Raw genomic sequence first — 16,730 nt, 5'->3', positions numbered from 1 at the left:
AACGCAAACCCGCTTTACCATTAAGTACTGAATGAAGACTCGAAGAACAAGAAGCTGCAAGCCAAATCAATATGAATAAAACTGATTTTACAAACTGACAAATAACCAATTTAAACAATAAGTTAAAAGCACCTATCAAATAAATCAGAAACCAAAATCAAAATACGAAAAAGCATAGAAATAGCTTAATTATCAATAAATTGTGATCTTTTTCTCTACGGTTACTAGTGTACCCCACGAAAAGTGGACACAACATAACTACACACTTTCAAACACCACTGGACTCACATAGCCCAACGCTGAGTGCTTCCTATTTCGATTGTAATAGATCTCGATATATTCGAAGATCCCCATTCGAGCTTCTTCAATATTTTGGTAGTCTTCTGCATATATCAGCTCGACCTTTAGTCGGCTGTAGAATGACTCCATCACTGCGTTGTCCCAACAATTGCCTTTACGGCTCATGCTTGGCACTCCGCCATGCTTGCGCATGAAGTCCTGATAATCATGTGCCCTGTATTGTACACCACGATCTGAATGGATTATGACCCCCTTAGGCGGCTTACGTGATTTGAACGCCATTTTCAGTGCATTCGTAATGAGTTGAACCGTCATCGTCGTATCTAAAGACCAACCAACAATACGCCGTGAATGCAAGTCCAGAACCGTAGCTAGGTAGAGCCAACGGCTCTTCACCCAGATGTACGTAATGTCAGTCACCCACTTTTGATTAGGGCGCGCTGCTTCAAAGTCTCTACGTAATAAATTATCAGCTACATTTGTCATCACGGCAACATCCTTAGTGTATTTGAACCCTATACCGTTTCGCGCTTTGATACCCTTTTCTTTCATAATATCAGCAACATAGTTAACGCAACAGGCATAGCCTGCTTCGTTCAACTCATCGGTAATTCGCACAGAACCATAACGAGCACGATGCTTTGCAAAGGTGCACATGACTAACTGTTCAAAACGGCACCGCCGCTTTGAGCGTTCACTTGGCTCTCGATTCAACCACTTGTAATAACCACTAGGAGAAACATCCAAGGCGCGACACATATGGGTCACTTTATATTCCCCAACATAACTTTCGATATACTCGTACTTCACTCTTGCTGCTTCGCGAAGTACGCCGACACCTTTTTTAGGAATTCCATCTCATCACGTAGACGTTTATTCTCGCGCCGAAGGACGCGAAGCTCTTCGGACTCTTTCTGCGAATAATCAACACCATCTAAGGTGTTAAACTGTTTATCAGATAGGCGTGTGAACTGGCGCTTCCAGTTCCGGATTTGCTGGGCACTAATGCCCAGCTCCCTGGCAACGGAGACTGCTGTTCGGCCTGGAAGACTGGCCAGGCGAACCGCTTCTTTGCGGAACTCTTCGGTGTACGCTGGATTACGATGTTTAGCCATAAATCACCTCTCAATTAGACCCTAGATCTAACTTAGTAAAGTGTCTACTAAACGTGGGGTACTCGGGTTACATAACGCCGCATTAAGGGGCAAGCAACGTAAACAACTGCACTAAAACTAACCAGCCGTAACCTCAAATACCAACCCAAACCAAAAATGCCACGCGTTGATTGTCCCTCTTAAATGCTTTGTTATGTAACTTTATTAACCATTTCAAAGCATTACAAATAACAGCATTACCAAATATCGTTTAACTTACATGAAAAGTTAGCAGTAACCCAGTAGAATTCGCGTGACAACAACAAAACTGCGAGCCCTAGTTCAAAGAAAAAATGACTGCCACCAAGCTTATCGCAAACTCACTTAACCATTGAGAAAAGACTGAAAACTCGAAGAACAAGAAGACGGAAACTAAGCCAATATGAATAAGACTGACTTTACAAACTTTATAAATAACCGATTAAAACAATAAGTTAAATCCATAAACATGTAAAGTAGAAGCCAGTTTAAAAAAGCAAAAGCATAAAAATATTTTTAATTTTCAATACATTGCGGTCTTTTTCTTTACGGTTACATAACGCCGCATTAAGGTGTGAGCGGCGCTTGGCTATACTTGAGCGAAGCGAAACTGCCAAGCGTTGCGAATCACTCTTAAATGCTTTGTTAGCCCTTGTTGGCTATTTGATAATTTTGAACTTTGATCTTTTCTCTTCCTTATCAATGGCAATATCTTCTGAGATTGTTTTTTCTGGCATGATATCCTCTACCTTTTCAGGACCAGCTATCATTCCCCTTCCGACATCATGCAAATCTTCCGGAATCTCAGTATTAAAGAGATCTTCGGCGCGTTTTCTAGCCCTTTCTAGTACCCATTCATCAAATTCTTTTGTACCTTCAAGTGGTCTATCTTTGCCTGCCATAAATTAACCCCTTAAGTTACGCCATAAATACGTAGGAGTATTACTTGCTTTCCCCTGTTTAAGAGTAAAGCCGAATTTTTCATAATATCTTGTAACTCTTGCATTTACTGGCCTCATAATCCTGATTTGGTCCGCACCAATAAAGTCTGCATAGGCCTCTGCGGCAGAAACCGTAATTTCGACGATCTTACTTTTAAGTGGATGATCCCAAGGAGCACCTTCAATTACATCAAGTCGTAACCTACCGCCTGTATATGTAGGCTTTCCTAACGATAACCCACAAAGTTGAGCATTAGCATACCAAATTGCCAAATCAAACCTTTTAGGGTGCCTGTATGCATATTGCTTGAAACCCTCAGACCACGACCAGCTAGCACTATCACTACGCTCTAGGCTTTCTTCCCACCTCTTAGCATGGGTAAGTGATAGCCGATCAACTCCTTTTAGAGAAACTCTATCAGCATATTGTCTAGGTAATGTCTGTTCTGCAATAGCCCTACTATCTTCTCTAAATCTCTGATATTTAAGCTCCGTATCCTGATGTGTATTTTGCATGTAATCAAGTAATCAACTCCTGTAAATAAAAAGAGATTGATTAAAACATATGCAACCAAGATACTCAAGTTAGAGGGCTAACGCCGCATTAAGGGGCAAGCAACGCAAACAGCTGAACTCAAACTAGCCAGCCGTCACCTCAAATGCCAACCAAACCAAAACTGTCAAGCGTTGACTGTCCCTCTTGAATGCTTTGTTATGTAACTTTTCTAACCATTTCAAAGCATTACAAAGAACAACATTGCCAAATACCGTTTAACTTACATGAAAAGTTAGCAGTAACCCAGTAGAATTTGCGTGACAACGACGAAACTGCGAGCCCTAGTTCAAAGAAAAAAATGACTGCCACCAAACTTATCGCAAACTAGCTTTACCAATAAAGCTCAGAGCAAAGACTCGAAGAACAAGAAGACGAAAACTGAGCCAATATGAATAAAACCAGATTTATAAATTTGAAAATAACCATTTTAAACAATCACTTAAAAGTACCGAACATCCAAAGTAGAAGCTAAATTCAAAGTAAAGAAATTATAAAAACACTTTAATTTTCAATATATTGTGGTCTTTTTCTCTACGGTTACATAACGCCCGGTTAAGGGGCAACCAACGCCACTACCAAGCTTCAGCACAACACCGTAACCACAAAAACCAACGCATAATAAAAATGCCACGCGTTGGTTGTCCCTCTTGAACCGTTTGTTATAGCGCTTGACTTCAAACATTTACACCAATAGCGACCAATATCATGGCGACTACTAATGCTGATATGATCGCACCTAATGTATGATCTCTAAACCATATTAGAACGGGTTTAACTATTTTTAACTTTGCTGGCTTAATGTATCTCACTGGCCGATCATCTAATACGATAGCACTACGGTCAGGATAAATTTTTAACCCTAACTGAGAAATTCCGGGTAATTCTCTATTGGGCCCGATGATATAGCCACTATCAATAAGATACTCAATATGAAATATAAATCTCTCGGATAATCTATTTTTTGACTCTTTATAAACAACATCATTAGATGTCTAATTCTCTAAGGTATTCACTAATGGTAGGAGCAGCATTAGCTGTATAGACCCAAGATAATAGTAGTGTGGCGTCAAGATAATAGGGCGTTGGTTAGGGATTATATTGGATACTTAGGTGTTGAACGGTCACCTTTTTGAGATGGGAGTATCATAATTATAAGGCGTTAATTTGGCGATGGGTTCGATAGTAGATATTGACGTTCTAATCCCACATGCGGGCAATTTTGGCATCAACCGAGCGCCTCTACAACTGGGCAGTCTATTGAAAGTAGCGCTTTGCTCTCGGTGGTCGATAGCAGCTCCTCTTCTGAGATGATTCTAGAGCTTCTGCGAGAAGGTGCGGTTCGTGAATTGTCGAAACAATTCTTCAATGCATTCAACCTTATGTAGAGTTGATATTGATATGCTTCCCATTTACCAATGGATGTAGTGGCATTTTAAACCACATTCGCAAAACGTAAGTATAACTTGCCCCATAATCTATTGCCTTTTATTAAAGCTAACGGAGGTGGTTACTCACCTCCATGCATCTAGTGCCACTTAACGTTGGTGAGATGTAATGTTCATTATCAAGCCCCCAACGGCAGCAGATAGATGATTTGCATTTAGAAATAGCTATTTAGTTGTAAGCTAAACCATTTCAAATAGGGTTTAACTTACAACCGTCAAACAAGCTCATGGTAAGGATACAACTTTAATGTGATACCTTTAGCATTTTTTTTAGTTCTGCTATTTCACCCTTAAGTTGCTCAACCTTTTCAACTTCTTTCATGTATTTAGCCACCAATTTATCCTTCTTGGTATCTCCTTCAATGAAGGTTGGTATTAAACTTGCAGCTTGCTGAGCTATCGGAGTGGTCACTTTAAGGTAGCTCATCGAATTTATTTCATATACATCTTCTAAGAAAGGATCATCAGAAGGTTCAAAGCCATTGTTGACGTCTGCTAGTGCGTCCGCAGCCCCAAGTAAAGCTTCAGTAAGCGGAATATTCATTTCAGTAAAGACAGTCATTGACTCACAAAGCCTTGCTAAGTCTTTAAAGCCTATGGCTATTTCAAATGCACCGCCGTTTTGAAAGTTAAAACCAGTAGCCCATCCAATGTTTGCTACACAATGTGTAGGAATTGATGGTTTTGCATCAAGTAACAGCGCGTCAGCGGTTACTCCCTCCGATGAATAGCTTTCTATAATTCTTTTCAGCACATCAATTGATGGCGTCAGTTCTCCTCTTTCATATCGGCTCAAAGTATCTTTGCTTACCCCTATTTGACCTGCCATTTGAGACTGGTTAAGGCCAAGTTGTGCACGAACCGATTTAAGCCTCTCACCAAAAGTAGACGCATCCGCCTTTATTTTTATTGACATGTAGATTTATCCGACTATTATTTGTGATTAGTTAGTCGGATTAGTCTAATTCAAACCGAAGGAGGTTTAAAGTGAAAAAAGTCACATCACCATTGTCAGCTGAACAGTTTAATGCTCTAAAAAGCGGCTTTGTAAAACAAGGTACATCTTTCAGCCGTTGGTGTTTAGATCATGGTTTAAACCGTGCAAACACTAAATCAGCCATTTTGGGAAGTTGGAATGGGCCTAAAGCTTGTGAGCTAAGAACTGAAGCAGTCATTGCTTCTGGTATATACAACGAATTGATTTAGCTAGGGGAATTACCTTAATGAAAAGTTGCGAAGAAAAAATAGCTTACGAACAAATAGTTAAGACCTTGTCTTCATTGAACGTTTATCAGGCAAAAAATGTATTGGACTCAGTGTATCGATCAGTATCGTCTGGAAAGTTAGAGGTCACTCCTGTTCCAAGTTACTACAAAAGTAAAATAGATTCAGACAGAGAATTACATGATTTCATCTTGAGTCTGGATCTAGAGTTCCTTCCTCAAAAAGATGTACTTCTAGCTTGTATTGATAAGTTTGGAAAAGAAAGAGCGCCATCAAGAACGTCTTTGAATAGGGCATGGAAAAAACTTCTCCATAAGAAACAATGGGTGAACGCCAATGAACAAATATAAACACTCTATCTCAGGTTGTAATTTGAAACCGACTCGTTTGACTCTAAAGCTTCTTGAAACCCTAGTAGAAAATGGCGTTGAAGGTCTGAGTTTAAAGAGCCTCGGTGATCTTTCAGGTATCCCTAGAGCTAGCGTTCACCGCTATTTGCAAATTTTGGTTGATAGCGGTTGGGTAGAAACCATCGGTGAAAAAAACGCCATGCTATGGAAGCCATCAAAACACTTTATTCAATTAGCGTTCAATTATCGCAACGCAGTTCGTGCAGAGGTTGATCGTATTGGAGCTGAATTTAAAGAGTTAACAGGAGAGGATTTATAAGATGTCCGATGAAATGAAGCAATTAGTGACAGCTAAACAAGCATTGAGCGACGCACAAGAGATTGATGCCGCTGAAGCATTAACGATTTCTCAAAATGAAGGCACAAGACTCGGTGAGGCTGTAGATCTGGGTGCTATTTTGGGACGCGCTCAGATGGCAGAGAGACTATCAAAAATTACCGACGCCGTGAGTTTGAGTGCATTGAAAGAAATCAAGGAATCCAAGAAATACAAGGCGTTAAAAGGAATCACCTTTTCAAAAAGCTCGACTGTCGGCATTAATTTAGTTGTTCTCAAAGGCACTTGGGAAGAGTTTTGTGAAATCTATGGCAGTTCAAAATCAACCGTTGATGAACGACTAAGAAACTTAGACGTGTTTGGTGAGCAGGCGTTAGAGTCAATGAGTGCAATAGGCATGACAACACGCGATTTACGCCGCCTGCGTAAACTGCCTCAAGAAGATTTGACCGCCATTGTTGAAGGTGAAGTGGTTAAGGTTCAAGACCGTGATGAAGCCTTGGAAATCATTGAAGAGTTGTCGGCAAAACATCGTCAAGAGAAACAGGCACTGCAATCAGAGGTCACAAGGTTGGCCCAAGAAAAGCAATCCAGCGAAAGGCTTCTATCAGATAAAGATAAGAAGATTAATGACTTATCGAAAAAACTCGATACTCCACTTTCTCCTGCGCAAGCTCGTCAGAAAGAGGAAGAGCTTAATAGCAAGCTATTAGACCAACTGAATGTATCTGCGCTTGCGGTCGATAGTGGCTTTGCACGTCTGTTTGATGCCATTCAAACCATACAGGATAACCCTCATCCACTCGATATCGATCAAGCTTGTGAGGATACCTTATTTCGTATTCTAGAGCGTTTTCTAAATCTCTCTGCGGATATGGGAATGTTCGCGCATGTTACTCGTCACATCGAGCAGTGGCATGCTGAAAATAGCCTGTTATTAGGTAGCGAGGGTTAACCTGCGATGAATGCACTTGAATTAGAACGCGCACAATATCTTAAACGTTTGATGTCCGACCTTGACGGAGCTAAACGTGGAAAAAAAGGGCTGATTGTTCAAGCTGCGATGGATCATTTATGCGTTTCAAAAAGTAAGCTTTATCAAGAGCTAACCGATTTAGGGTGGGCATCAGGTCGTAAAAAACGAGCTGATAATGGTGAGCTGGCTTTGACTAAAGAAGAAACGGAATTGCTTTCAAACCTGATCCGTCAAAGCAAACGGGAAAGTGGTAAAGCGTTGATGACGATTCGTGATGCTATTGATATCGCGTTAGCCAACGACGAATTGGTTCAAGATGTGTCTGAATCGACCGTGTTACGGGCTTTTAAGCGCTTTCGTGTTCACCCTGAACAACTTGATGTTATGGAAACAACCACGAGCCAGCGCTCTTTGCACCCTAATCACGTTTGGCAGTTTGATGTGTCTATTTGCGTGTTGTACTACCTACGTGGCAGCAAGGGGCTACAGGTCATGTCTAAAGATGAGTTCTACAAGAACAAGCCCAAGAATCTTGATCGCATCGTGAATGAGCGGGTTCTTCGTTATTTAGCAACAGACCATTACAGCGGCGCTTTCTTTTTACGCTACTACCTCGCACCAGGAGAGAATACTGAAACGATTACTCAGTTCTTGTTTGAAGCCTTCTGTGAACGAGAGACAGGTGAATTAATGTACGGAGTTCCTCAAATACTGATTTGGGATGCAGGCTCTGCCAACATTGCGCACCAAACGCGCCATATGCTGGATATGTTGGAAGTCAGACATATTGCACATACACCTGGGCGTCCTTGGGCGAAGGGACAAGTAGAATCGACACATAACGTTGTCGAGAGACGATTTGAAGGGAGATTAGCCTTCATGACCGTTCAATCCATTGAAGAACTTAATCAACATGCCATTCAATGGTCTATTGGTTTCCAGTCTCTCAAAGAGCATAGCCGCCATAAAAATAGTCGTTTTGGGTTTTGGCAAACCATTCGAACTGAGCAATTGCGACTAATCAAAGATGTTGCGCTAGTGAAGAGCATGATGCAACAGACTAAGCCTGAAGTTCGCAAGGTGCGCCCTAACGAGTTAAGTATTAGTTTTGCTCCTAAAGGTTATGCCTCGATGGATTATTCATTAACGCATATCCCCCACATTATTGCGGGGGATGAAGTGAAGGTGTTTGTGAACCCCTATAAAGCTCCTGTGATACGAGTGATCAGCATCGATGACATGGGGCAAGAGCATACCCATGAAGCCATACCCATCGAACGTGATGCCGCTGGCTTTAACCTGCAAGCCCCAGTTATCGGTACAGAGCATAAGTCAGTGCGTGATACCGATGCTGATCACAATCGTAAGCGTTTAGATACGCAGGCGTGGGGAGCAGATAACCCAAGGGATATTAAGAAAATCCGCAAAGGGAGAGTGGCCGCCTTTGATGGGCGCATTAATCCGATGGCTGATATCGAGCAGCAAACCGTTCCGTCTTTTATGCCGCGTCGTGGAACCGTGATGAAGATTGAAGGCCAGCCATTAACTGAGCAAAAAATGACATTTATCGGCGCTTTAAATCGTCTTAAACGGCGTTTTAATCCAACCAAAGATGAATTGGTAGCCATGAGAGTCGAGCTTAAACATCAATACCCTAATGGGATGACTGAAAGTGAGCTACACACCTTTACTGAACTATGGGAGCAGCACGGCAATGAATACGCTCAGAGCGCGACTAGATAACGCAAACCTAACTATACAGGCATTAGCCGATCACTTAGCCATGAACTACAGCACCGTGCAGAGAGCGGTAAAAATGAATGAGCCACCGAAGCGATGTGCTGAAGAATTTAAAGAAAAAGTCGAGGCATTTTTTGCGTCGCACGGGCTGGAAGGAGTAAACGGTTGGTCAAAGGCGGCAACCAATGACCAACCTGAACCCCAGCAAGAAGAAATAAATCAGGACATCGAACTGGAGAACCCAATGTTAACACAAGAAGCCATGAAGCACTTCAAGCTATTTCGTAACCCATTCCTGAATGATATTCGCTGTGTGCGTGATATTTACTTGAATGAAGACAGCCGCTACGTGTTAGCGGCAATGAAAGATGTATCACGTAACCAAGGGATCTTAGCGGTTGTTGGGGATTCTGGAGCTGGTAAAAGTGTTCTGCGGAGATTGCTTTTAGATGATTTGCATAATGACGGTGATATCTCAGTGATCCAGCCCAAGATTATCGACAAGACTCGTGCTACTGCTGCGGGTATCTGTGACGCGATCATTAGCGATATCAGTAGTGAAACGCCAAAACGCAGTATGGAAGCGAAAGCAAGACAAGTGGAACGCTTACTTATGAACGCTTTTAAAGGCGGACAACGCCATGTACTCATTATTGAAGAGGCCCATGACTTAACGATACCTGTTATGAAGTACCTCAAACGCTTTTGGGAACTCGAAGATGGTTTCTCAAAACTCCTAGGTATCTTACTTGTTGGACAAACAGAGCTGTCTGGCCGCCTAAACGAACGTAACAACTACGTTCTACGCGAGTTTATTCGTCGTTGTATGGTTGTTGAAGTTCCACCGCTCGATCATGATATCGAAGCGTACCTCAAACATAAGTTTGAACGTTCGGGATGCGAGTATAGCAAGGTGATGGATGATAGTGCTGTCCCTGCGTTAAAGCAGCGCTTGCAAACACGCCGTAATCAGTCTGGTAGCTTGGTCTATCCACAGGTCATCAATAACTTAGTGGCAAAAGCCATGAATCTCTGCGCCTCTTTGGGCGAAGAGAAAGTAAATGAAGACATTATCAAGGAGCTGTAACCATGAAAAATCAAAACCTTGCCTTGTCACATTTCAAAGTTGGTGAGTTAATGGATGCTGTACCTGTCTATCGTTGTGGCTTTAAAACTGAAGATTATATTCTTAGCGTCCAATTCCAAGAAAAGCTCCACGATCGCTTAGGTGATGCTTTATCTAATTTCAACAGTGTTGTGGCTTTGTATAATCGTTGGAAACAGGGTGAAGCAACGTGCAGTTGGTCGGTTATTAATGAACTCACAATGGGGACTCGTTTAGTGTCGAATGAACTAAGCACCATTTCAGACATGTGTCGTCAAGATAGAGCAGGCATGATCTACAATCCGCTACCAGGGATTTATGGACGTAATTTGGCGACTGGGTTGACACCGCCTGAGACCGACGAGCTGAATGCCCTACTTGATGGCTCATCACCCAGTGAACTATTAATGATACTAAGAAATCATAGAGGAGTTTGGTCATGAAAGAGCGTCGTTTAACAGCGGCTGAAAGCCATGAGCTGGCGACTAGAGTCTCAGCATTAGGAGCGAAACAAGTTCTGTTGCTGCTTCGAGAGCTTCAGAATCGAGCTTTAAACCACGACTTAGGCATCAAGAAGACTCGCCGCTCCCCTATACACTAATTCTTTCGCATCAACACGCCCTTTATACAAAAGGGCGTTTCCTTTCTTAAACGCCCTCAAATCAATTTCTAGCCGTGATGCAAGCATTCGCTTATCTAAAAAAGTTTAAATCAATCTGGTGCAATTTAAACGGGTTTTAAACGGGGTTTTGATGCTCAACATGCATCGAGCTTACATTGTTCGGTTATTTTTTCGAAATTAAGTATAAATGGTTTCCGAATATCTCGACTAAACCGTTTATTAATTCGTCTTAACTCCATAATTCATCTTAATGTTGTTCAATATAAAGCAACGAGAATATCTGTTGGTGAAGGCATGAGTACAAAAGTCAATAAATTTGAACGGTTTTATACGCTCTGCCTTGCTTTGGGCTTGGAACTTAACGAAAAAGACATGAATCACCTTAGCAATATAGGTAGCAGATTAACTTATATCAGCAAGCAAAGGTGTTTGATGGCAAAAGTTAAATGCGCATGCGTCAATCAAGATATAGAAACTCATGGAAAGTTTTACGCTGCTCGTAGAAATAAAGTTTCAATTTTCTACGCTTATCAACTGTTAGCCAAAAGAGAAAGTAAATGAATGAAGTTTTAACTTGGCGAGAGCTCATTAAGAGAGATGGGGTGATACCCATGATAGAAAACGCTTTAAAAGCTGATCATCGTATTGCGGGGGAAATTTACCCAATATTAAAAACAGCGGCTGAGCGAGAAAATGTTAATGAGCATGATTTTATTATTATTTTCCTCGCTATCTGTGACTGTATGGGAGGGATGCAGGTGTACTTCCCGAAAGGTAGTGCGCTAAAGATATTATTAAAAAAACACATGATTTATAAAGATTTCACAGGCAACAATTTAACCGAACTTTCCATTAAATATAAGCTAAGCGAAGACACCATTTATAGATATGTCAATGAAATGCGTAATGAAATTGGGAAAATGAAATCAGAGGCTAAAGTCTTTATCGAGCAGTTAACTCATAAGTAGTAGGTTCCAAGTCTATCTCCCCAAGAAAAGTAAGCTCGAAAACACGAACAGAAAGCACCTACTTTACAGTGAGAATGACGTTGCACCACTTGTCTTTAAAAACAAATAGCGAGGGCGTTATGTCTATAAAACGGATGAAAGCTGAAACGAAGGCTCGATGTCGTATCGGTAAACAAAGATGGTATCGCGTCATAAGTCATTCATCTAGACGTACCAAATTCTTTTTCCAATGACAGGACATCACTATGTTAACCCCAATTGAATTAACGGCGCTTCGCCATTCTGGCGTGTCAGAACAAGAGTACATTGCAGCAAAACACGTACTGGTTGCCAAAGATTCTTATTTCTCAACACTGAATCAATTAACGCCTGATGAGGCCGATACGTTTGCTTCAATATCTTCTGATTTATTAGATGTGGATTTTTATCTTAAGGAAAAAAATCAAAACATAATCTCAAGAATTATCGAGCGTGCCAAAAGCCTTCAATTATCGGCGGACCCTTACCTCACGAAAGAAGAAGACCGAATGCTTACAAATACGGGCCTTTCCAAAGAAGCCTACCTTGCAGCCAAGAAACAATCTAACCAGTAATAAGGTGAGTACCATGAATAAACAAGAACTCGTTAACAAACTGAATGCCATTAGTGAACGATTTTCCGCAGAGATGCAAGACACTAGGCAGAAAAAAGAAAAGCTTGCCCGCTATACCGCGCAAGTACCTGACATAAACTTGAGCTTGTCTAAAACGAAAGGTGAGATCCGTGCGGAACTCGATCTTGAAAGACTAAAGGCGCTAAAACTCAAGCTGAACGAACAAGAGCAAGAACGCGACGAGCTAACAGCAATCATCGCCAACTTGACCAATTACACTTCCGATAAGAGCTATACCGAACGCTTGGACGTGATTCGTAAAGAGTATAATGAAACAGAGAAAGATCTTTACCAATACATCATGGAAGATTGTAGCCAGCAAATCGATGATCTAGTTAAAAAGCACCCTGAACTGTTACCTCTAATCCGTGATTTTGTCGTAGCTAGTGCTCTGGTTCGAAACGCGACACCTATTTATCACTATGGTGCACCGTTCCTTCATCTTTACGGCTACTTCATGGATAAAGATTGGGAAGAGCATAAAGGTATTATTCGTCAAAACTTAGGTGTTGCAGAACTTCAATCTTGGTAGCTCAGATTACCGATGATCATCATAAAGGGGATAAAAAAATGTTCGTATTAGAAAAAGAGCGGTTAGTAAAAGCGTGGCCTGCGGTTGTTCGGTTGCCTGTTGATGGTGGCGAAGTGATAGAAGAAAAAATCACTTTAGATTTCATTGTATTAAGTGGTAGTGATGCTTTAAATGTGGTTACTGGTGGTGCGGATGCATTAAAAAAGGTTGTAACTGGTTGGTCAAACATTGCTGATGAAAACAATAATCCCTTGACTGTTAATGACAACAATAAAGATGCACTGTTTGGAAACCAATTCTTCATTATCGCGGCGGTTAAAGCGTATCAGCAAGCAATTCATGGTTTGAGCGTGAAAAGTGGTGAAGAAAGTTAGATGGCCTTTCTTGAGAAAACTCTCTTTTTCTGTTTTAGAAAAGTTACTATCTAAAAATGCAATTAGGAGCTGAACTGCCGTGAGCAATAGTGAATTAAGGTTAAAACTCAGATTTGATGCTGATAACAAGGCGTTTATTGGCAGTGTTAAAGCGTCTGATGAAGCGGTTCGTCACTTCTCTGCTCGTACGGATCAGTCTAGTACGTCGGTTAATAAGCTCAGTAAAGAAACCACGGCTGCAACCAGCGAGTTTGCTGGGCTAAATAACACCCTGAAAGGATTGGCAGGTGGTTTTGCTGCATTGCTCGGTGCTGGAGCGATGAAGAGCATGTTTACTCAACAAGCTCTGCTTATCGACCAGACAGCAAAGCATGCAGATAAAATTGGCATTACCACTGAAGCATTAACACAGTTGCGTTATGCCTCTGAATTGACAGGGGTTGGTTCAAGTAACTTAGATACCGCGCTGCAACGTATGACGCGCAGATTAGCTGGCTCTGATGCGAATACAGGTCTGTCTTCTGAAGTAAAAGAGCTGGGACTAGACTTGAAAGCTCTTCAGGCGATGTCGCCTGATGAGCAGCTTGCTGCTATTGCCGATGGCTTTAAGAACGTCGAAAGTCAAGCGACAAGAGTTAAGTTGGCCTTCCGCTTCTTCGATACAGAGGGTGTCGGCATGGTTAACATGCTCGCCAATGGTTCAGCAGGCTTGCGTGAGATGCAAGCGGAGGCTGATCGTGTTGGCGTAACGCTAAACCGAATTGATGCAGCCAAGATAGAAGCCGCTAATGATGCGATTTTTCGGGCGTCTGAAGTCACTCGTGCGTTAAAGCAAAGCTTGGTTGTTGAGGCCGCTCCATCCGTCGAAAAACTAGCTGATTTGATGTTAGTTCTCAATGAAAACGGGCGGTTGGTCTCTGATGTACTTGGCGTAACCTTAGCAATGGCTGCGGGGCGTGCTTCTGCTTCTGTTTATAATCTGACAAAAACAAAAGTTGGAGACATTATAACGACTCGCCAAGGGATCCAAGCTACTGTTGCCAAAGCCCAAGCTGAACTTGCTGCGGTAGCGGCTGAAATGCGTCACCTTGAAGTAATGCGATCTTCTAATGCGCAAAAGTTTCAAGCAATTGGTGGTGAAACAACGCTAGCGACTCTCAAAGCTCGACGAAAAGTATTAACGGATGCCCTTACTGTCTCTCAAGCGCGTTTGAATGTTGTTATGCGTGTAGGTTCGACTTTAATGGCGACACTTGGTGGTCCAGCTGGAATTGTAATGATGGCAGCAGGGGCGCTTGGTTATTTTGCGTTAACTTCGAATAAAGCGGCAGAAGAAACATCGGGGATGACACAAAAAGTAAGAGAGCTTGTAGAAGAATACGGTGAACTCAACGAGGTTGGAAGGCATAACCTGCTTTTCAAGCTGGGTGAAGAAGCTACGCAAGCTCGATCTGAGCTGGCAAAAACTCAGGCGAGAATTCGTGATATAAAAGCTTCGCTAAATTACGCACCTCCCCGAGACGCTTTGTTAAAACAGCGCGAACTGGTTGCTTTAGAGAAGCAAGCTAAAGACTTGCAAGCATCGGTACAAGTAGCTAATGAAGCCTATAAAGAGTTACTGAATACATCCATAGGTAGTCAGTGGGTGCGCCCAAAAGATAATGATGCCCCTCAAGTCAATGAAGAGGCCGTTAAATCTGGCGAAAAAATGCTGGCAATGCTGTCTCGTCAAGTTGCTTTATATGGGCAGACTTCAGAAGTTGCTAAGGTTCGTTACGAACTTGAGCATGGCGAGCTAAAAGGCATTAATGATGAGCTAAAAACCCAATTGCTTTTGCAGGCTCAGTTGCTTGACTCAAAGCGTCCACAGGATTCGGCGGTCACCGACTTCTTTGCTGAAACTGACGAGATGGAGAGCGCTTGGTTTAAGCGTTTGGCTATTGAAGCTGCGATGGAAAATAAAGCCGTTGTGGAACAAAACTACGCACATAACGACCGATTAGAAAATCTTCGTGATATGTATGATCGTGCTGTAGAGGCCGCTCGCGGGAATAGAGAACAACTTGCTGCTATTGAGGCTGAATATCGCTATCAACAAGAAATTGCTGAGGCTGAGCATCAGCACCGTTTAAGTGAAATTGAAGTCCAAATTCGCAAACAACGTGAAGAGGCTAACAAAGGCTACTGGCAGCGATATTTAGAAAGTGCAAAAACCAATTTGGAAAATTTCGACGGTTTAGCTAAAACGACGATTGATTCATTTTCTTCGGGTATGGGTAATACGTTTGAGTCAATGATATTTGATGCTGATAAGCTTGGCGATGCTTTGTTTAATTTAACTGAAGGCATAAGTCGAGCTGTGATTAACGCGCTTGGCCGCATGACTGGAGAATGGTTGGCTTATCAAGCAGTTCAAATTCTCGTAGGCAAAACGATGGCTCAGCAACAAGCTCAGATGGCAGGGATAAACGCTTACACTTCTACCGCTGCTGTACCTGTTGTTGGTCCTGCGCTTGCTCCTGGTGCAATGGCATCAGCATTAGCAGTCACAATGCCAATGGCTTCTTCTATTGGGGCTATGAGTATTGCGGGGATGGCTCACGATGGCATCGGCCGAGTTCCTAAGGCTAATGAAGGAACTTGGTTATTGAAGCAAGATGAAATGGTTCTCAACACTGAGCAGGCTGATAACTTTCACTGGATGATTGACGCTATGCGAGAAATGAAGCGAGCCTTTAGCGTGATGAGAGAAAGCCCCCCTCCGAAGAGCACTAGTTACAGTGAGAAGCCAATCTATATTAATTATCATGGTGCCAATAGCGATACTATCGAAACTAAAGCAACGGAAACTAACGATGCAATAATTGTCGATGTAATTGTGAAGGAAGCGGTTAAGCAATCACTCAACGCCGTTTACTCTGATTTCGATAATGGTGGCCCGATTTCAAGAAGAGCAGGTGTTTCTTAGGCGGGTATATAGTGCATTTTAAGACGGCGATTTCATTATGTGGGATTGCTGTTTTTTTTATTATCTTGACTTCAATCGACAATTATCTTGGCGCGCTACAATTAGCATAAAATGGTCTAGTTAACTCAATTAAATAGTGTTTATCAATTTCCATACATTTACCTTCGACACTATCAGGCGCTTAGTGTACCCCACGAAAAGTGGACACAACATAACTACACACTTTCGAACTCGACGGGACTCACGTAGCCCAACGCTGAGTGCTTCCTATTTCGATTGTAATAGATCTCGATGTATTCGAAGATCCCCATTCGTGCTTCTTCGATAGTTTGGTAATCTTCTGCATAAATCAACTCAACTTTCAGTCGACTGTAGAAGGACTCCATCACCGCATTATCCCAACAATTGCCTTTGCGACTCATGCTTGGCACCCCTCCATGCTTACGCATGAAGTCCTGATAATCATGTGCCCTATATTGTACACCTCGGTCTGAGTGGATTATGAC

Annotated in this window: 20 protein-coding genes; 14 read left to right on the top strand and 6 right to left on the bottom strand. The window is 42.1% G+C overall.

Annotation, left to right across the window (positions count from 1 at the left end; translation table 11 throughout):
* Positions 1–258: 258 nt before the first annotated feature.
* From B5D54_RS16060 to B5D54_RS16040, 5 genes are all read right to left on the bottom strand, one after another.
* Positions 259–1,110: an IS3 family transposase gene (locus tag B5D54_RS16060; protein ID WP_176129403.1), complete on the bottom strand. Its 852-nt coding sequence runs from the start codon at positions 1,108–1,110 to the stop codon at positions 259–261.
* Positions 1,107–1,415, bottom strand: a complete 309-nt coding sequence (locus B5D54_RS16055) for a transposase (RefSeq protein WP_217700202.1) — start codon at positions 1,413–1,415, stop codon at positions 1,107–1,109. Before B5D54_RS16055 ends, B5D54_RS16060 begins: the two co-directional genes overlap by 4 nt.
* A 677-nt stretch (positions 1,416–2,092) precedes the next feature.
* Positions 2,093–2,335, bottom strand: a complete 243-nt coding sequence (locus B5D54_RS16050) for a hypothetical protein (RefSeq protein WP_078927561.1) — start codon at positions 2,333–2,335, stop codon at positions 2,093–2,095.
* A gap of 3 nt (positions 2,336–2,338) precedes the next feature.
* Positions 2,339–2,890, bottom strand: a complete 552-nt coding sequence (locus tag B5D54_RS16045) for a hypothetical protein (protein WP_078927560.1) — start codon at positions 2,888–2,890, stop codon at positions 2,339–2,341.
* 1,729 nt (positions 2,891–4,619) lie between these two features.
* Positions 4,620–5,291 (bottom strand): helix-turn-helix domain-containing protein, encoded by a 672-nt coding sequence (locus B5D54_RS16040; RefSeq protein ID WP_078927559.1) that lies wholly within the window; start codon positions 5,289–5,291, stop codon positions 4,620–4,622.
* A 71-nt stretch (positions 5,292–5,362) separates the two neighbouring features.
* On the opposite strand from B5D54_RS16040, the gene B5D54_RS16035 reads away from it, so the two are divergent.
* The 14 genes from B5D54_RS16035 to B5D54_RS15975 all read left to right on the top strand — a co-directional run bounded on the left by B5D54_RS16035 (position 5,363) and on the right by B5D54_RS15975 (position 16,224).
* Positions 5,363–5,581 carry a hypothetical protein gene (locus tag B5D54_RS16035; protein ID WP_078927558.1) on the top strand — a complete coding sequence of 73 codons (219 nt, stop codon included), beginning with the start codon at positions 5,363–5,365 and terminating at the stop codon, positions 5,579–5,581.
* Between the two features lie 17 nt (positions 5,582–5,598).
* Positions 5,599–5,949 carry a hypothetical protein gene (locus tag B5D54_RS16030; RefSeq protein WP_078927557.1) on the top strand — a complete coding sequence of 117 codons (351 nt, stop codon included), beginning with the start codon at positions 5,599–5,601 and terminating at the stop codon, positions 5,947–5,949.
* The gene (locus B5D54_RS17475) at positions 5,936–6,268 is read left to right on the top strand and encodes a helix-turn-helix domain-containing protein (protein WP_078927556.1); all 333 of its coding nucleotides are present in this window, start codon (positions 5,936–5,938) and stop codon (positions 6,266–6,268) included. The genes B5D54_RS16030 and B5D54_RS17475 overlap by 14 nt, the downstream gene beginning before the upstream one ends.
* Position 6,269: 1 nt before the next feature.
* Entirely contained in the window at positions 6,270–7,241 is a 972-nt protein-coding gene (locus tag B5D54_RS16020; RefSeq protein ID WP_078927555.1) for a MarR family transcriptional regulator, read from the top strand.
* A 6-nt stretch (positions 7,242–7,247) separates the two neighbouring features.
* Entirely contained in the window at positions 7,248–9,005 is a 1,758-nt protein-coding gene (locus tag B5D54_RS16015; RefSeq protein ID WP_078927554.1) for a DDE-type integrase/transposase/recombinase, read from the top strand.
* Positions 8,977–10,089, top strand: coding sequence for an ExeA family protein (locus tag B5D54_RS16010; RefSeq protein ID WP_078927553.1), 1,113 nt, complete (start codon positions 8,977–8,979; stop codon positions 10,087–10,089). The genes B5D54_RS16015 and B5D54_RS16010 overlap by 29 nt, the downstream gene beginning before the upstream one ends.
* A gap of 2 nt (positions 10,090–10,091) precedes the next feature.
* Positions 10,092–10,550, top strand: a complete 459-nt coding sequence (locus B5D54_RS16005; RefSeq protein ID WP_078927552.1) for a hypothetical protein — start codon at positions 10,092–10,094, stop codon at positions 10,548–10,550.
* The gene (locus B5D54_RS17260) at positions 10,547–10,708 is read left to right on the top strand and encodes a hypothetical protein (RefSeq protein ID WP_172459858.1); all 162 of its coding nucleotides are present in this window, start codon (positions 10,547–10,549) and stop codon (positions 10,706–10,708) included. The genes B5D54_RS16005 and B5D54_RS17260 overlap by 4 nt, the downstream gene beginning before the upstream one ends.
* Positions 10,709–11,023: 315 nt before the next feature.
* Positions 11,024–11,290, top strand: a complete 267-nt coding sequence (locus tag B5D54_RS16000) for a hypothetical protein (RefSeq protein WP_078927551.1) — start codon at positions 11,024–11,026, stop codon at positions 11,288–11,290.
* Positions 11,287–11,697, top strand: coding sequence for a Mor transcription activator family protein (locus B5D54_RS15995; RefSeq protein ID WP_078927550.1), 411 nt, complete (start codon positions 11,287–11,289; stop codon positions 11,695–11,697). Before B5D54_RS16000 ends, B5D54_RS15995 begins: the two co-directional genes overlap by 4 nt.
* A 245-nt stretch (positions 11,698–11,942) precedes the next feature.
* Positions 11,943–12,290 (top strand): hypothetical protein, encoded by a 348-nt coding sequence (locus tag B5D54_RS15990; protein WP_078927549.1) that lies wholly within the window; start codon positions 11,943–11,945, stop codon positions 12,288–12,290.
* A 13-nt stretch (positions 12,291–12,303) separates the two neighbouring features.
* Positions 12,304–12,882, top strand: a complete 579-nt coding sequence (locus B5D54_RS15985; protein ID WP_078927548.1) for a hypothetical protein — start codon at positions 12,304–12,306, stop codon at positions 12,880–12,882.
* 38 nt (positions 12,883–12,920) lie between these two features.
* Positions 12,921–13,256 (top strand): hypothetical protein, encoded by a 336-nt coding sequence (locus tag B5D54_RS15980; RefSeq protein WP_139364796.1) that lies wholly within the window; start codon positions 12,921–12,923, stop codon positions 13,254–13,256.
* A 79-nt stretch (positions 13,257–13,335) separates the two neighbouring features.
* On the top strand, positions 13,336–16,224 hold the full coding sequence (locus B5D54_RS15975) for a coiled-coil domain-containing protein (protein WP_078927546.1): 2,889 nt from the start codon (positions 13,336–13,338) through the stop codon (positions 16,222–16,224).
* A 215-nt stretch (positions 16,225–16,439) separates the two neighbouring features.
* On the opposite strand, the gene B5D54_RS15970 is transcribed toward B5D54_RS15975, so the two are convergent.
* A partial coding sequence (locus B5D54_RS15970) for an integrase core domain-containing protein (RefSeq protein WP_139364795.1) occupies positions 16,440–16,730 on the bottom strand: 291 nt, incomplete at its 5' end.

The sequence above is a fragment of the Vibrio cincinnatiensis DSM 19608 genome (assembly GCF_900167345.1).
Lineage (GTDB): Bacteria > Pseudomonadota > Gammaproteobacteria > Enterobacterales > Vibrionaceae > Vibrio > Vibrio cincinnatiensis.
This window is presented reverse-complemented; position numbering and strand designations above follow the sequence as displayed.

Excerpts from the sequence above, each read along its gene's own strand:
- B5D54_RS16055 (WP_217700202.1), bottom strand. The coding sequence starts at position 1,415 with ATGGCTAAACATCGTAATCCAGCGTACACCGAAGAGTTCCGCAAAGAA.
- B5D54_RS15995 (WP_078927550.1), top strand. The coding sequence starts at position 11,287 with ATGAATGAAGTTTTAACTTGGCGAGAGCTCATTAAGAGAGATGGGGTG.
- B5D54_RS17475 (WP_078927556.1), top strand. The coding sequence starts at position 5,936 with ATGAACAAATATAAACACTCTATCTCAGGTTGTAATTTGAAACCGACT.
- B5D54_RS16010 (WP_078927553.1), top strand. The coding sequence starts at position 8,977 with ATGAATACGCTCAGAGCGCGACTAGATAACGCAAACCTAACTATACAG.
- B5D54_RS16015 (WP_078927554.1), top strand. The coding sequence starts at position 7,248 with ATGAATGCACTTGAATTAGAACGCGCACAATATCTTAAACGTTTGATG.
- B5D54_RS17260 (WP_172459858.1), top strand. The coding sequence starts at position 10,547 with ATGAAAGAGCGTCGTTTAACAGCGGCTGAAAGCCATGAGCTGGCGACT.
- B5D54_RS16040 (WP_078927559.1), bottom strand. The coding sequence starts at position 5,291 with ATGTCAATAAAAATAAAGGCGGATGCGTCTACTTTTGGTGAGAGGCTT.
- B5D54_RS15985 (WP_078927548.1), top strand. The coding sequence starts at position 12,304 with ATGAATAAACAAGAACTCGTTAACAAACTGAATGCCATTAGTGAACGA.
- B5D54_RS15990 (WP_078927549.1), top strand. The coding sequence starts at position 11,943 with ATGTTAACCCCAATTGAATTAACGGCGCTTCGCCATTCTGGCGTGTCA.
- B5D54_RS15980 (WP_139364796.1), top strand. The coding sequence starts at position 12,921 with ATGTTCGTATTAGAAAAAGAGCGGTTAGTAAAAGCGTGGCCTGCGGTT.
- B5D54_RS16030 (WP_078927557.1), top strand. The coding sequence starts at position 5,599 with ATGAAAAGTTGCGAAGAAAAAATAGCTTACGAACAAATAGTTAAGACC.
- B5D54_RS16045 (WP_078927560.1), bottom strand. The coding sequence starts at position 2,890 with ATGCAAAATACACATCAGGATACGGAGCTTAAATATCAGAGATTTAGA.
- B5D54_RS16050 (WP_078927561.1), bottom strand. The coding sequence starts at position 2,335 with ATGGCAGGCAAAGATAGACCACTTGAAGGTACAAAAGAATTTGATGAA.
- B5D54_RS16005 (WP_078927552.1), top strand. The coding sequence starts at position 10,092 with ATGAAAAATCAAAACCTTGCCTTGTCACATTTCAAAGTTGGTGAGTTA.
- B5D54_RS16020 (WP_078927555.1), top strand. The coding sequence starts at position 6,270 with ATGTCCGATGAAATGAAGCAATTAGTGACAGCTAAACAAGCATTGAGC.
- B5D54_RS16000 (WP_078927551.1), top strand. The coding sequence starts at position 11,024 with ATGAGTACAAAAGTCAATAAATTTGAACGGTTTTATACGCTCTGCCTT.